This window comes from Verrucomicrobiia bacterium (genome assembly GCA_035460805.1).
Taxonomy (GTDB): Bacteria; Patescibacteriota; UBA1384; order CAILIB01; family CAILIB01; genus DATHWI01.
Genome location: DATHWI010000045.1, coordinates 1 through 13592, shown reverse-complemented (window position 1 = coordinate 13592; position 13592 = coordinate 1). Strand labels below are relative to the sequence as shown.

15 protein-coding genes are annotated in these 13592 nt (G+C 52.9%); 8 read left to right on the top strand and 7 right to left on the bottom strand.

The features are described 5' to 3' along the window. The 3 genes from VLA04_01595 to VLA04_01585 all read right to left on the bottom strand — a co-directional run. The coding region (locus VLA04_01595; protein ID HSI20390.1) for a hypothetical protein at positions 1-839 on the bottom strand (839 nt) is incomplete at its 3' end. Next, entirely contained in the window at positions 836-2215 is a 1380-nt protein-coding gene (locus tag VLA04_01590; GenBank protein HSI20389.1) for a hypothetical protein, read from the bottom strand. The genes VLA04_01595 and VLA04_01590, both read right to left, overlap by 4 nt. Continuing rightward, positions 2212-2562: a DUF5665 domain-containing protein gene (locus tag VLA04_01585; protein ID HSI20388.1), complete on the bottom strand. Its 351-nt coding sequence runs from the start codon at positions 2560-2562 to the stop codon at positions 2212-2214. Before VLA04_01585 ends, VLA04_01590 begins: the two co-directional genes overlap by 4 nt. Before the next feature lie 56 nt (positions 2563-2618). Between VLA04_01585 and VLA04_01580 the strand changes: the two genes are divergently transcribed. From VLA04_01580 to VLA04_01570, 3 genes are read left to right on the top strand one after another with little or no spacing between them, the layout of a single operon-like run. Further along, the gene (locus VLA04_01580) at positions 2619-3653 is read left to right on the top strand and encodes a tRNA-dihydrouridine synthase (protein HSI20387.1); all 1035 of its coding nucleotides are present in this window, start codon (positions 2619-2621) and stop codon (positions 3651-3653) included. 6 nt (positions 3654-3659) lie between these two features. Continuing rightward, positions 3660-4298, top strand: coding sequence for a VTT domain-containing protein (locus tag VLA04_01575; GenBank protein HSI20386.1), 639 nt, complete (start codon positions 3660-3662; stop codon positions 4296-4298). Between the two features lie 6 nt (positions 4299-4304). Then, positions 4305-5138: an undecaprenyl-diphosphate phosphatase gene (locus VLA04_01570; protein ID HSI20385.1), complete on the top strand. Its 834-nt coding sequence runs from the start codon at positions 4305-4307 to the stop codon at positions 5136-5138. Here VLA04_01570 and VLA04_01565 read toward each other — a convergent pair. Then, on the bottom strand, positions 5131-6333 hold the full coding sequence (locus VLA04_01565) for an aminopeptidase (protein ID HSI20384.1): 1203 nt from the start codon (positions 6331-6333) through the stop codon (positions 5131-5133). The genes VLA04_01570 and VLA04_01565 overlap by 8 nt on opposite strands. A gap of 53 nt (positions 6334-6386) precedes the next feature. On the opposite strand from VLA04_01565, the gene VLA04_01560 reads away from it, so the two are divergent. Both VLA04_01560 and bcp read left to right on the top strand, forming a co-directional pair. Next, positions 6387-7016: a histidine phosphatase family protein gene (locus tag VLA04_01560; GenBank protein HSI20383.1), complete on the top strand. Its 630-nt coding sequence runs from the start codon at positions 6387-6389 to the stop codon at positions 7014-7016. Between the two features lie 9 nt (positions 7017-7025). Next, positions 7026-7493: a thioredoxin-dependent thiol peroxidase gene (bcp, locus tag VLA04_01555; protein HSI20382.1), complete on the top strand. Its 468-nt coding sequence runs from the start codon at positions 7026-7028 to the stop codon at positions 7491-7493. On the opposite strand, the gene VLA04_01550 is transcribed toward bcp, so the two are convergent. The 3 genes from VLA04_01550 to VLA04_01540 all read right to left on the bottom strand — a co-directional run bounded on the left by VLA04_01550 (position 7483) and on the right by VLA04_01540 (position 11855). After that, positions 7483-9024, bottom strand: coding sequence for a hypothetical protein (locus tag VLA04_01550; GenBank protein ID HSI20381.1), 1542 nt, complete (start codon positions 9022-9024; stop codon positions 7483-7485). The two genes, bcp and VLA04_01550, sit on opposite strands and share 11 nt — an antisense overlap. Before the next feature lie 94 nt (positions 9025-9118). Continuing rightward, a complete protein-coding gene (locus tag VLA04_01545; protein HSI20380.1) occupies positions 9119-10192 on the bottom strand; it encodes a HAMP domain-containing sensor histidine kinase in 1074 nt (357 codons plus the stop codon). Between the two features lie 493 nt (positions 10193-10685). Further along, a complete protein-coding gene (locus VLA04_01540; protein HSI20379.1) occupies positions 10686-11855 on the bottom strand; it encodes a glycosyltransferase in 1170 nt (389 codons plus the stop codon). 61 nt (positions 11856-11916) lie between these two features. Between VLA04_01540 and VLA04_01535 the strand changes: the two genes are divergently transcribed. The 3 genes from VLA04_01535 to VLA04_01525 form a co-directional block, all read left to right on the top strand. Next, a complete protein-coding gene (locus VLA04_01535; protein HSI20378.1) occupies positions 11917-12390 on the top strand; it encodes a hypothetical protein in 474 nt (157 codons plus the stop codon). Between the two features lie 63 nt (positions 12391-12453). After that, positions 12454-12909 (top strand): EVE domain-containing protein, encoded by a 456-nt coding sequence (locus tag VLA04_01530; protein HSI20377.1) that lies wholly within the window; start codon positions 12454-12456, stop codon positions 12907-12909. A gap of 19 nt (positions 12910-12928) precedes the next feature. After that, on the top strand, positions 12929-13592 hold a 664-nt coding region (locus VLA04_01525), incomplete at its 3' end, for a hypothetical protein (GenBank protein ID HSI20376.1).

Sequence of the window (13592 nt, the reverse complement as noted above, 5' to 3'; positions counted from 1 at the left end):
GGTCCTGCATCCACTACGGCACCCACCACAGCTTTTCCGGTCGTGTGGTTAATCATGATCATTTTGCGGTATTTGTAGAATTTATATTGCATGCTTGTATTCTGCTCCCAACCGCGGGATTTGAAGGTCTGCACTACCATGCCAAATTGCTCGATAGTGTACTGCTCCTTCGTCACTTCGGCTTTGCTCTTGGCAAAGTAGCCCCACGAAGGAAGCCCTGGAACCATCCCAGTAAGGTTGGCAGTGGGATCAGCCACCTGGCCGGTAATGGGATTCTTGAAGTGGTTGTTGATGGTATCGCCAGGATAGAGCGGCAGGTGCTGTTCACCTGCAATGATGCCGCGCTGATGATTCAGGCGCACGCCACTCAGTTCGGCCCGGGCAGTAATGCCAAAAGTTTCCTGGATTACTTGGGCTACAGCAGCTTCTTCTTCCATACCCATCTCATGGCCCGTACCACTAGCAACTCTCGCGATCCTATCCTTAAAGATGGCCTGCTTGTTAGCGTCGGCAATACTCGGGCCGTATGCGCTTACTTTTTCAAATGGGTCGTTTTGCGCAAAGCGGGTCGTTGCTTCAAGTGCGCTTCCTGGGTCTGAACCAACGCCATGGGCCCCAGCTTGCTGTGGGGATGCCAGGAGTGCAGGCGTGGCCAGCATCCCTGCAGAGATGGTGGTAAGTGCCGCTGTTTTTACGGAGTGCTCGCGCACCTTGTGGATGACAACTTTGTGCTGCTTCAAAAGCTTACGGGCATGTTTGTGACCCTTATGAAAATGCCGCACCGCATGTTTATGGTGCGCAATGGCCGCTTCGTGAACTTTTTGAAAATGATGTGTCATTTGTCCCCTCGCATAAGTGTAACACCATTACAGACGTCACCTTCTGTCACAATCCAGCTGCTTCCTTCTTCTTCAATAAGGTCATCCGCTTCCTTTGGTCCCCAACTTCCTTTGGCATACCTATATACAGGGAGCTTCTCAACGTCCATTTCCTCCCAGATGCGCCAGGACTCTTTAAGGATACCCTCAGTAACGGCAACACTTCTATCCCCGCGGCAGGCCGCCTCGATGACCTCAACATAGGCATCTTTGTGTTTGCCGCGGAAAGAATCGTGATAACAGAACGTCATGCGCGCCGGGATCATCCCCTCATTCTTCTCTGGCTGACGGATTGCCATACTCAGGAAGATGCTCTCATCAGGCTGGATGCGGAATGTAAGCACATTGGCATGCCCCTTGGTGCCAAAGAGTGCTGAGGCGCATGGCTTGAAATGCACCGTTACATCAGTGACGCCGGCAGCCAGGTGCTTTCCAGTGCGAATGGCGAAAGGCACGCCTCGCCAGCGGGCAGAAGGAATACTAAGGATGGTAGCGGCAAATGTTTCGGTGGTACCCAGCTCTTCAGGCGCCCCTTCATACTGCCCAAGGACCGTGTGCTTGCGCCGTGCCTCCACCTTACGCAGGAGGCTCTCCTTAGCCGTAGCAACCTCATCTGCACTCCATCCCGCCGGCTCGTCCATGGCTAAAAGGGCAAGGAGCTGAAGTAAGTGGTTTTGCAACAAGTCGCGTGTAGCACCAATCCCTACATACGCACTGAGGCGCCCTTCTACTCCTGCTGTTTCAGCGGCGGTTATCTGCACTTCGCGGATATACTCCTTGCTCCATACCGGCTCAAAAAGCGCGTTGGCAAAACGGAAGGTGAGGAGGTTGGCGACGGTGTCCTTAGCCAAGTAGTGGTCAATAGGGTACACATCTTCCGGGTCCAGGTCTTTGTGGAGCTGGCGCATGAGGGAGGCGGCACTCTTCCCATCCATACCAAACGGTTTCTCCAGGATGAGACGGACGGGGCCATCTTCCCGCTTATGGAGCCCGGCATTCACCATGGCAGTAATGACATGCTCGGTGGCCTGGGGTGGAACGGCGCAGTAAATGATCCGACTACCGTCACCCGCAAGTTCAGCCACATGGCTGTAACCATTTGGGTCGGCATGGTCAGCTTCTACATACTGCAACGAACCCAAAAGGGTTTCCCATTGGCTTTCAGGGACATCGGCAGCACGCTGAAGCTTGGCCTTGTACTGCTCAGTAGTATATGGCGTCCTTCCCACAGACAAGACACGTGCCTTATGGAGGCGCTCAGAGCGGGCCAATGAAGGGATGAGGCGGGTTAAGGCCAGGTGGCCAGACCCACCAAAGATTATTATTGTCTGACTCATCGGGTATTGGTTGCGTCGTACTTTTTCAGGAACTCCTCAACGGAGGCTGAGTCTTTTGAAGTAGATGTGCGCAATTCCTCAGGAATAATGATTTCTTGGATGCTCTCAATACCTGGCCTCAATAGCTCGATACCCCCTAAGCGTTGAAAGAACCAGATAAGAATGGTAAAAAAGAGTGCTGTTCCTATAGTGGCTCCCAAAGCCGTCATGAGCCCATATAAAAATCCGCGCCACATGAGCCGTCCCGGACTGCTGTAGGCCATATTCACGGCCCGCACGAGGCGGTCTACGGTAGCGTTGGATGGTTCTGGAGCGGCAACAGGGGTCTTGGTTGGTTCGTCAGCCATAGTGAGCTTTTACCTGCGTCTTCTCATTAGTATATACCGTCAGCAGCTTGTCCCCAATGGAAACTGGTTTTTGGCAATCATTGCCCCGTCCCATCTTTGGCCTCTCCCCCATGGACGGCGTCACCGACGCCGCCTACCGTTTTGTCGTGGCCAAGTATGGGAAGCCACACATTATTATGACGGAGTTTACCGCAGCCGAAGGCATTAGGGCAGGTGCCGAACGGCTGCTAGTAGATTTCCTCTACGACCCTATTGAGCGCCCTATCGCCGCCCAGCTTTTTGGCAGTGACCCGGATGCTTTTCGTATTGCGAGCGCCGTTTCTGCCGCTCTGGGCTTTGATGGTATCGATATTAATATGGGATGCCCTGCCAAGAACATTGCAGACCGCGGGGCTGGTGCTTCTCTTATCCTTGATCCTCCGCGCGCTAAGGCCATTATCCGCTCCACTCGCGAAGGAATTCGCCAATGGGCCGAGGGAGCATCCTTATTGGAAATTGGGGTGCCAGAGAACATTGCCCAGGCAGTTGAGGTACGCCGGGCATCACTCGGGCTTTCCTCTGGTGACCGCCGCATCCTGCCTGTTTCAGTCAAAACACGGGTAGGCGTTACCGACATCGTCATTGAAGAGTGGGTACGCCATCTCCTGGAAGAGGAGCCTGCCGCGATTACTATTCACGGCCGTACGCTCAAGCAACTCTACACCGGCCTTGCCGACTGGGATGCCATTGCGCGTGCCGCCGCGATTATCCATACAACTGATACGCTCGCACTGGGAAATGGTGATGTCCAATCGCTTGAGGATGCTGAGGAGCGCGTTAAGCAGTACGGAGTAGATGGCATCCTGGTTGGCCGTGCCACGTACGGCAACCCTTGGCTCTTCACCGGCTACGAGGCTTCCTTTGAAGAAAAAATGGCAGTTGCCCTGGAGCATGCCCATTACCTGGACAAAGTAATGGAGGGCAAGGCCTTCATTCGCATGCGCAAGCATCTTATGGATTACACCAAAGGGTTTGAGGGCGCGCGCGAACTACGCCAGCGACTCATGAAAATAACCACCCTCACTGAAGTAGAAGAAATACTGCTACACTAATGCCATATGGAATTCCTCACCGATGCGATTACTGAATTTCTGAAGAGCTCGAGCGCCGTCATTGCGTATGTTGCCCTTTTTGGGATTGTGTTTGCCGAGTCTGGTGTGCTGATTGGTTTTTTCCTTCCCGGTGACAGCCTGCTCATTACCTTAGGGTTTTTGGCATCGCAGGAACTCTTCAACCTCCCCTTGCTCCTCATTACGATGACCATCGCCGCCATTACCGGCGATTCAGTCGGTTACGCCTTTGGCCGCCGCGTCGGGCCAAACCTCTTCAATAAGCCAGACTCCAAGTTCTTTAAGAAAAGTAACTTGCAACGGGCTCACAACTTTTACACCAAGTACGGCGCACGCACTATTGTCCTCGCCCGCTTCGTTCCCTTTGCCCGTACCTTTGCGCCAATCCTGGCTGGGATGAGCAACATGCGCTACCGCACCTTCCTCACCTACAACATCGTAGGAGGTGTGGGCTGGGTATTCAGCGTGACGCTCCTTGGGTATTTCTTGGGCAAAGTTATTCCAAACCTAGACCACTACATTCTGTACATCATTGGCGCCATCCTAGTGCTCTCTGCGATCCCCGCCGTTCTGGAATACCGCAGTCACAAAAAACACCAGGCTAAGGAAGCGTCCGAGAAGGACTAGGTACGCATGGTATTCACGTCCGTACTGGAAGCTATCATCTTAGGGAGCGCACAGGGACTGACCGAGTTCCTGCCCGTTTCCTCCACAGCTCACCTCGTTGTCTTGCAGCACGTCTTTGGCTTGGACCAGCGTACTTACGGCCTCTCTTTCGACATGTTCGCCAACCTGGGGACAACACTGGCCCTGATTTGGTTTTTCCGCGAAGACCTTGCCACGCTCGTCCGTCGGCTGCGCCTACCAAAAGAAGGTGCGCCGCTTTCCATTGCTGAAAAAGTCCCTTGGTGGATCTTAAGCGTGACTATCATTGTGGGCGCAACTGGCTACCTCTTAGAGCACCTCATTGCTTCCACCTTTCGCTCACTACCCCTCATAGCGGGCATGCTCGTATTCTTTGGTATCGTCATGCTTTTGGCGGAGAAGTACGCAGCAACCCACCCCCGTACAACGGCCTTGAGCGCCACGCGTGCCTACGGCGTTGGACTTGCCCAGATCATTGCCTTTGTCCCAGGTGTCTCCCGCTCAGGTGCCACTATCTCCACAGGGCTTTTCCTTGGCCTTACGCGTGAAGAAGCAGCGCGGTTCAGCTTTCTCCTCTCAGTACCCATTACCCTTGCCGCCATTGGCAAGCGCATGGTTACCGTAGCGGGGGATTTTGCCGTAAACCCGCCAAGTGCCGATGTCATTCTCTTCTACATGGCCGGCCTTATTTCTGCAGGTGTCGTAGGGTACTTCAGCATCAGGTTCCTACTCACCTACCTTCGCACGTCTTCGCTGGCGGCCTTTTCCTACTACCGCTTTGCGCTGGCCGCAGCAATTCTGGTCTACCTGGCGATTAGATAAGGAACTTGCCTCCCTCGTAAATCACCCGCTTCTCACCCGAAGGAAGCGTAGCAGTTACTTTTCGAGGTGCCGTGCTGATGATATCCGTATGTACAACTGACTCGTTGTAGCCTAGCCTATCCCAATCTTCTTTAGTGAGATGGGAGCTGTCGCCTGGGTATGAATCTTTGTATGCACTGCCAATGGCAACATGGGTGTTCCCTTCTGGGCCACCCATGTTTTCGTCAAAGAGGGTCTCACCCATCGGCTTGGTAATCCGGGAAAGGCGGCCGTCGGTAAGGGAAAACTCACCGATCCGGTTAGCGCCTTCGACCTTTATCATTTCTTCCAAGAAAGGTTGCCCCTCTGTGGCGGACATTTCTGTGACAAGGCCGTCTTTGAAAGTGAGTGAGATACCCCTAATGCACTGGCCATGTGTGTACAGCGGCTGATTGAAGGTAATTTTACCCTCCGTTTTCCGCCAGTCAGGAGAAATGAACAACTCAAAACTGGGGATATTCCTTCCAGACCCACCCAACCAGGTCCGGTCTGGACCAAGCCCAACGGTAAGGTCTACGTCGGGGCCTTCCATGTGCACCTTCTCTATTTGAAGGTCATTCAAAGCGCCACGCACCCGCTCCAGCTCTTCCTGTGTGGCTTTCCATCGCCCAATAGGGTCTGCATCGTCCAAGTAACAAGCGGCGATGATTTGCTGCCAGTACTCTTCTTCTGTAAGCCCCACCTCTTTAGCCATGGCAGGCGTTCCATATAGCGCCAGGGTCCAGGTAAACTTCCCTGCCTGCTCCTTTTGTTCGCGCCATTCACGATAGGGCTTCATAGCCATCTGGCGACGGACAAGCTTGTCCGGCGGGACATCCTTTAGTTCGTATTTATCAAACTCGGCCAAGATCATGAGGGAGTGGTCAATTTGGTCCACAATCCCCCGGTAGTACTTGTCTGCAAAGAAGGTAATCTGCTCGTCGTTCATTTGCTGGTACATGTCTGCCACAGCCACATCGTCAGGGATGAACTGCATGATGGGGTACGCACCCACTTCCAGGATGCTTGTCCGAAGGGGGACGTAGAAAGGTTTGGCGCATTCAGGCACCGAGACATACACTACTTCGCCCGGTTTCACGCCCTCACCGCTGTTCAGCGCAAACTTCACCAAGACATCGGCGTATTGCTTAAGGATGGAGGGCGAAGGGGTGTACATTGGCAGTTCTTAGGTGATGATCAGGCTTCCATGCTAGCATACGTTTGTCACCCATGAATGCTAGTACCCGCATTATTTTCGTCCGGCACGCGCAAACCGTGTGGAATAAGGAACATCGCTATGCCGGTAGCGGTGAAGTTCCCTTGGCGCCCGAGGCGCAGGAACAGATTGCGCGTCTCACAGAACGCTTGAGCCACGAGCGGATTGATGCCATTTATGCCTCTCCGCTTACGCGCTGCCTCACTACGATTATGCCAACCGCTGAACAGCGTCACCTGCGCATCATAAAGCGGGAAGAGCTTCGTGAACGGAACTTAGGAGACTGGGAAGGCCACTCACCCCGCGAGATCCACAAGACACACAGTGGGTACCATTTCCCTGAGAGTGCCTACGACGGCTCATTCCGAGTGCCGGGCTCCGAGCCATTGGACCACTTGGAACAGCGACTGCGCGCCATTATCCACGAAGTAGTGGAGGCACACCCCGGGCAACATATTGTACTAGCTACGCATGCCGGCCTCATTTGGATGCTCCAAGCGCGCCTCGTTCAAAACAGGCCTCACGAGCTGCACTGGGCAGGCAACTGCGCTATTGCTACCGTAGTGGCAGAACATGGCCACCTCCTTTTGGCAGGCATTGAAGAGCAAGGCAGCTATTTGTTCCCCTCCACCCATACCGCTTAGAATCCCCCTATGATTACAGCCGGCAATCCCCTGCCCCAATTCTCCCTCCAAGATGACAGCGGTACTACGGTGACGGAGAAAAGCCTTTTGGGAAAGTGGAGTGTGCTCTACTTTTACCCAAAGGACGACACTCCTGGTTGCACCACAGAAGCTTGCTCACTCCGTGACGCTCAGAAGGATTTCTTGGAGAAAGGTGTTTCCATCTATGGGATTAGCAAGGACTCCGTAAAATCCCACGTAAAGTTTAGGGAGAAGTTCCATCTCACCTTTCCTCTTTTGGCCGATGTTGAGACCACCATGGCCCAAGCTTTTGGCGTTTGGGTAGAGAAGAGCATGTACGGAAAGAAATACATGGGAATGGAACGAAGTACGTTCATTGTGAATCCCGAAGGAACCATTGTGGCGGTCTACCCCAAAGTAGACCCTGTAGACCACGGCCCGTTCCTCCTTCAGCAACTGGCCGAGCTTATGCCGTAAGGCGCAGGGCCTCTGTAAACTGAAGTGTTTCTGAGAATCGCTCAAGAGCCCGGGTAAGCCGGGCCTCTTCTTTTTCTAAGAAAAACTTGAGCTTAGGGGGAAGGCTACACCGGGCAGAGTTAAGGGCAGCTACATATAGTGCGCCCTGGTCCATGACATACCCCGCCGTATGAAGGCGAAAAGACTGTCTCAAGTCAGAGACTGTTTTTCCTCCAGCATGGCTGCGAGTGATATCACCAATAGTGGTTCGTATTCCGTGCTCGTGGTCTGCAAGCCAATCGTGTGCATCGTCAATATGCTGCCGCAGTGCAAGGTAAGCCTCCATACATACCAAGACCTGGTCTGCACCTGCTTCTTTGCAGATCATGAGGAGTGCTAATGGGCCCAAGGCATGCCCCAAAGAGCGTTCGGCAAGGGGTGGATATGACAGCGGGATAGAAGATAGCCCACGGGCATGGGTTACCTCCCAGGCATTTGCCGCATCCATCCGGGTAAAAACAGCTTCCGCGGAAGGAATAAACCCTAGACCTGCAACCTCTATAAAGCAGCGAAAGCTTTGCCGGGTCGCCCACTGAATAGAGGGTAGGGCTTGAGAAGAGCTATCGCCATCCAGCACATCGTCAGCAAGGGTATACGCCAGCCAGCCTAAGACTGTGGCATCCTCCAGCCTTTCCAGCTCTTTTGCAGAGACCTTAAATCCTGCCTGCCGGGCAAGTACCGTAGCGATCCCCGCAATACTCCCCGCCTGGTCTGCTCGCTCAATTTTTGCGAGGACTGGTAGAAGCGAGGTTGCCAGCTCTTGGGGCAGCCCCTCGATTAACAATCGCACTCTTGTGTACGACATTGGCAGGGCTACCTCAGCAACCTTCTCTGGTTTGTTTGCCGCAACCACCCAAAGTGCTGTTGCAAGTTCCGAGCCCGCTAAACGAGGGTTTTTACCCCGCCTCTCCATCACCAACGGTTCCCAATCTATTTTCTGAACCCGTTCACTCTTTATGGGCAACCCGCAGGCTTTTTGACACAGCTTTGCTGCGGCACACTCCAATACACCGGAAGGCGGGCTGCTTGCGAGGCGTTTTTTCAGAACTTTCTGAGCACTTTGAGGCTGGGTAAGCGAACGAAGCAGAAGGTAGCGTGTAACCCATCGGTTTGCATAATAGGGTGACACCGCGTCCTTTTCCCACATCTCTTGGAGGTAGGCGGACAGTGGCGGAAGCGTCACCCCGCACTGTGCCAGAGACCAAGCAATGTTGGCATTCACCACAGGATCCACATCGTGCCATGCAGGGTCTGAGGTGCACCATGTTGCATATGGCCCACCGGGGGCTGTTTCCGCAGCAATGAGCGTTCGGACATAACCTGCCTTTTCATGAGGCGTCAAAAGCCCTTGTCGTGCTCTCAGGCCAATGCAAATTGCCGTATCATCAAGGTCATTAGGATATGGTTCGGAACCTGCTTCTTGCGAGCCATCAAGCCAGTAGTTAACCACTCCCGTTTTAGGAAGAGCAATGTACTCCTCCGGCACGAGCATATCGGGGTATACACTAGCGCTTAACAGGGCGCAAAAACGCGATGCCCTTCTTTCTGCGAAACCCTCGCCATGGGTCTGACTCAACCAATACTCCTCAGTGCTTAGGAGTTTTGCGAGATGCCTTTGCAGCATACGATTCAGCCAAGATGTGGTTAGGGAGTTGGAGGGTCACAAGCGTGCCCTCCTGGGAACTCTCGAGGGAGATTGTGCCCATGAGCTGCTGCTCAACCAGTTCTCGCACCAAGCTCAATCCAATCCCTGAACCCTCAGTCTGCTTTTTAGTGGTGTAATACGGCTCAAAAACTTGGGAAATGGCCTGATCTGGAATGCCCACACCTCTGTCCTGGATTTGCACGGTGAGAAACTCCTTGGAAGCAGTGGCTTTTGCAAGAATGTGCCGCCGCTTATCAGGGACATCCAGGGAAGCATCCACCGCGTTGGAGATAATGTTCTGCAGGATTTTATAGATAACAATTGGGTCGGTATGCAGCACCACGCCCAGGCCCTCCATACTAATGACGATGCCGTGACGATCCGTCCTGTGCCGCAGTGACTGGATGACTGCATCCACCTCCCGTTCCAAGGTAAAGTCCTCGGGTGCAATCTCACGCCGCATATGCCTCCGCGCCCCTGTTACAAGCTGCTCTAACCGTTTGAGTGTGGCCTCTGCGTTTTTCACTTGCTCGGATTCCACTTTTTGGCGCTTGAGCGATTCAAGTTGTAGGCCCAGGGCAGTCAAAGGGCTGAGGATATCATGCAGTAAGCCCGTTGCCTCTTTGCCATAGAGAACGAAGGTGTGCAGGTCGGCCATACGCTGGAAATGCTCCTGCCTGAGCGCCTGCGTCCTCTCTTCTACCAACTCTTCCAAGTGCTCCCCCTGGCGGCGCAGGGCTGCCTCTGAGGATTTTACCCGGAGGTAAGATGAGTGAAGCTGCCTGTTAAAGAGCCATGTTACCGCAAAGATAATCGCCATGGTTATGGCGTAGGTGATGATGTCTGAGTAGGAGTACTGAGTAGCTTTCCAATAAGTAACCGGAGTATATACCCCGCTTACCTGAAGTGTCCCAATAGCTACATACGCAAATATGGAAACTAACCCGGTCAGTAAGAAGCTTCTGTTTCCAAATGCCACCCCGGCAACTGCAACTCCTAGAACTATAGTAAGCAAGCCCACAGGCAAGTCATGTCCCCAAAAAACTAATAATCCAGATCCAATCAACAGTATCTGAGTAGTAAGAATCCCCGCGGCTATGGAAACCTTCTTTTCTTTTGCTAAATGGATCGCGGCTGTATTAATTACCAAAAAGAAAAAGGAGATATAAAGGGTTGAAAAGTCAGACTCTAACTTCTTACCCAAGAAATAAAATGTCAGGTACATAAGTGAGGCTAGTAAGCCCAGAACCTGACAGATCTTAGCAAGGGCAACCACAACGGTTGCCCTTCTTTCAAGAAGATTAGTCTCTTCCTCTACCACTCTTACTCCAACCAGGGGGCGGCTTGATTTTCCAATGCAAACTCCTTTTTCTCCACCTCTTCCCTAGCCTCCACATTACACAGCACGTTTTTCATAACCTCTTCCATACGCTCCTTTCCCCCTATGGGCTTATGCGGATAATGGTGAGGCACTTGCCAGGCCTGGCATCTCGTACCACACCTCCAATTTAGGACGTCTTCGGCGAGTAGTCACCCCTTACGGTTGCTTCATAAAGTTGGACAAGCTGGTCGATACAGTGTGGGCGAGCATGTTCTCGCTCCACAAGCCTTCTTCCATTGACTCCAAACTCTCTTGTTCGGTCAGGGTAGTCCAATGCAGCAAGTAAGCTTTTAGAAAAATGAGCAGGTGTAGGTACTGGCACCAAGTAGCCGGTCTGGTTTGGCTTAATAAGCTCAGGCAAGGCCCCTGCCCGGACCGCTACAACAGGCAAGGCGTAGGACATTGCTTCTAGTGTCACTAAGCTCTGTGTCTCAACCAGGGAGGGTATAGCGAATAGCGTAGAGCGGGTATACCAAGAAGTAAGGGCTGGGGAATCCGCTTTCACCGCACCCGTAAACCGTACGTAAGATGACAGCTTCTGATCTTTAACATACTGCCGGTATTGCTGAAGCTTATTCCCACCACCCACAATCACAAACTCAACGTCCCGCTTCGCCTTTACTAACGGTGCGGATTTCAACAAAAGCTCAATGTTCTTATCTTCATCTATCCGACTCACCGTAAGGATAGTAGGTATGCCCTTACGAGGCTTGGGCATCTCATCCAACTTAGGAAGGTCAACTCCGTTGCTTATGACAACCATGGGGATCTCAAAGCCTTTGCCCAACATATATTGGCGCACCGTGTCAGTAGGACATGTCACGACGGTACAGAGTTTGAAGAATTCTCGGCTGTACATATCAATAATCCCATGCACTGCTTCTTCCGGAAGCATTTTGGCAAATGGGAAATAGGCGGCTACAAGGTTGGTAGCAAAGTGCCGCGTACCAACCACGGGAACATCGTGCCGCCTTCCCCAGCGCAGGGCGGCTGAAGAACAACCGCCAGGATCTTGGATATGGATGATATCTGGTTCAAAACGCTTGAGGATACGGCTAATAGCCAGTTGCTGCCCTACTACGTGACGGTATTTCTGACGGAAGGGACTAGGGATGGAACGGAGCCTGTACACCGGTACGCCATCTTTGTTTTCGCGCTTAGGTGAGCCGTTTTGACTCGGAGCAATCACAATCACATCATGGCCTCGAGCCTGCAGCTCCATGGCTGCTTTACTCGTAAAAACAGAGACGCCAGAGATGGCCGGGGGGTACGATTCGGTGCAGAGTACTATACGCATAAAGCTATCATAGCCGTTTCCAAAGCATTGACACCAGGCGACAGCGTGGTATACGGATAGTATGGCTTTTGAAGACAAGACAACTACAACAACTGCGTCCCGGGTTACCAAACCTACCTTTTTTGATTCTGGTGCCTTCTTTGGTATCGTCATTGGAATCCTCATATTGGCAGGCGTGCTCTTCCTGTTCCGCAACCAGATTGCAGCGAAGATTGCCCAGTGGCGTAACACCAGCCCTGTGGCTGTCGTCCAGCAACCTTCCATCCCTCCAGTTATTGTCTCACCGTCCCCGGTTACTCCAACCCCTACCGCGACGGCAGTGAGCACACCACGCCCAATTGTCACGGCAACTCCTAAAACCACCCCTGCGCCTCGCGTTGCTACCACAACTAGCAACCTGCCGCAGTCAGGACCAGAGGACTCTCTCCTCTTGCTCATCGGTGGCGGAACCCTTGGCCTTAGCGCAACCGCAGTACGTTACCAGGTATATCGCCGAAAGCTCCGCAACAAGGCGCACTCCATCGATATTGCCTAAGCAAAAAGCCCCCGCTCTGGGGGCTTTTTTGTATTCTGAAAGGTGAATAGGTACTATTTGCATATGAACTACTGGCTCATCAAAAGCGAACCCGATGACTTTGGGATAGAGGACCTCCAGAAAAAGGGATTCGAGCCCTGGACTGGCGTCCGTAACTACCAAGCACGCAATTACATGCGTGACTCCATGAGACTGGGTGACCTCCTCTTTTTCTATCACTCGAACGTTGCCCAACCAAGCATTGTGGGATTGGCAGAAGTAGTAAGTACCCCCTATCCCGACCCCACGCAGTTCAAGGAGGAAAGCGAATACTTTGACCCCAAGAGCAGTCCTGACAATCCCCGCTGGGTCTTGGTTGATGTGGGGTTCAAAGAGATATTTCCACACCCCATAACTTTGGAGGCCCTACGCACCGACGAGGCCTTTGAGGGCATGTTGGTCATCCGAAGGGGCATGCGCCTTTCTATCCAGCCGGTTTCGACTTCTCACGCGGAAGAAATACTACGGCGCGTCCGCTAGCATGCCGTATACTGGAAGTATGCCTTCTTCCAGCTCGCCATCACTGATCGCCTTCAGCCAACCAAAGGGATGGCACTTTGTGCTCATTTCTTTTCTCCTTGGATTTGTGGCAACAGCAAATGGAATACTGTTCCCATGGCAGCTCTTCGCCCTGGCCGCTTTCTTTACCCTCCCTGCGCACCTCCTCATTCACACCACCAAATTCCTCTTTCTGCCTAAAAAGGAATTCCAAAAGAGCCTACCCCTTAAGACGCGTCGGCAAGTTGTTGCAGGTCTTGGGATAAGCACCGCGGGAGCACTCGCACTTGCCTTTTTCCTGCCTACCCTTAGTGCAATTTCACTCCTGGTGTTTTTGGCAGCCGCACTAGGGACGGCTCCCCTCGCCAAGCATGATGAATCACCTCTTATAGAGCCCCTTCTAAAGGCAGCATATACAATCCTCCCCGCACTAGTTGGTGCGTGGCTTAATACCCCAGCAACAGTTGTGTGGGGGCTTGTTGTTGGGGCTGTTCTTTGGCTGTTTGCCAACAAACAATCCCTCCTCCTTACAGAGCCACCTGCAAGTGGTGATGACCCAACGCCCTTCAAGGAGCTCCTTGTGCCCACCGCCACCTGCCTCCTCCTCTACATCCTTGCCGTGACAGTCAGCTTTACCATTATCGGATCCATAGGGATAACCCTGG

What these genes read in the sequence shown, in the direction of transcription:
- VLA04_01570 (HSI20385.1), top strand. Translation starts at nt 4,305, where the DNA reads ATGGTATTCACGTCCGTACTGGAAGCTATCATCTTAGGGAGCGCACAG.
- VLA04_01530 (HSI20377.1), top strand. Translation starts at nt 12,454, where the DNA reads ATGAACTACTGGCTCATCAAAAGCGAACCCGATGACTTTGGGATAGAG.
- VLA04_01565 (HSI20384.1), bottom strand. Translation starts at nt 6,333, where the DNA reads ATGTACACCCCTTCGCCCTCCATCCTTAAGCAATACGCCGATGTCTTG.
- VLA04_01580 (HSI20387.1), top strand. Translation starts at nt 2,619, where the DNA reads ATGGAAACTGGTTTTTGGCAATCATTGCCCCGTCCCATCTTTGGCCTC.
- VLA04_01560 (HSI20383.1), top strand. Translation starts at nt 6,387, where the DNA reads ATGAATGCTAGTACCCGCATTATTTTCGTCCGGCACGCGCAAACCGTG.
- VLA04_01585 (HSI20388.1), bottom strand. Translation starts at nt 2,562, where the DNA reads ATGGCTGACGAACCAACCAAGACCCCTGTTGCCGCTCCAGAACCATCC.
- bcp (HSI20382.1), top strand. Translation starts at nt 7,026, where the DNA reads ATGATTACAGCCGGCAATCCCCTGCCCCAATTCTCCCTCCAAGATGAC.
- VLA04_01590 (HSI20389.1), bottom strand. Translation starts at nt 2,215, where the DNA reads ATGAGTCAGACAATAATAATCTTTGGTGGGTCTGGCCACCTGGCCTTA.
- VLA04_01535 (HSI20378.1), top strand. Translation starts at nt 11,917, where the DNA reads ATGGCTTTTGAAGACAAGACAACTACAACAACTGCGTCCCGGGTTACC.
- VLA04_01575 (HSI20386.1), top strand. Translation starts at nt 3,660, where the DNA reads ATGGAATTCCTCACCGATGCGATTACTGAATTTCTGAAGAGCTCGAGC.
- VLA04_01540 (HSI20379.1), bottom strand. Translation starts at nt 11,855, where the DNA reads ATGCGTATAGTACTCTGCACCGAATCGTACCCCCCGGCCATCTCTGGC.
- VLA04_01550 (HSI20381.1), bottom strand. Translation starts at nt 9,024, where the DNA reads ATGCTCGTGCCGGAGGAGTACATTGCTCTTCCTAAAACGGGAGTGGTT.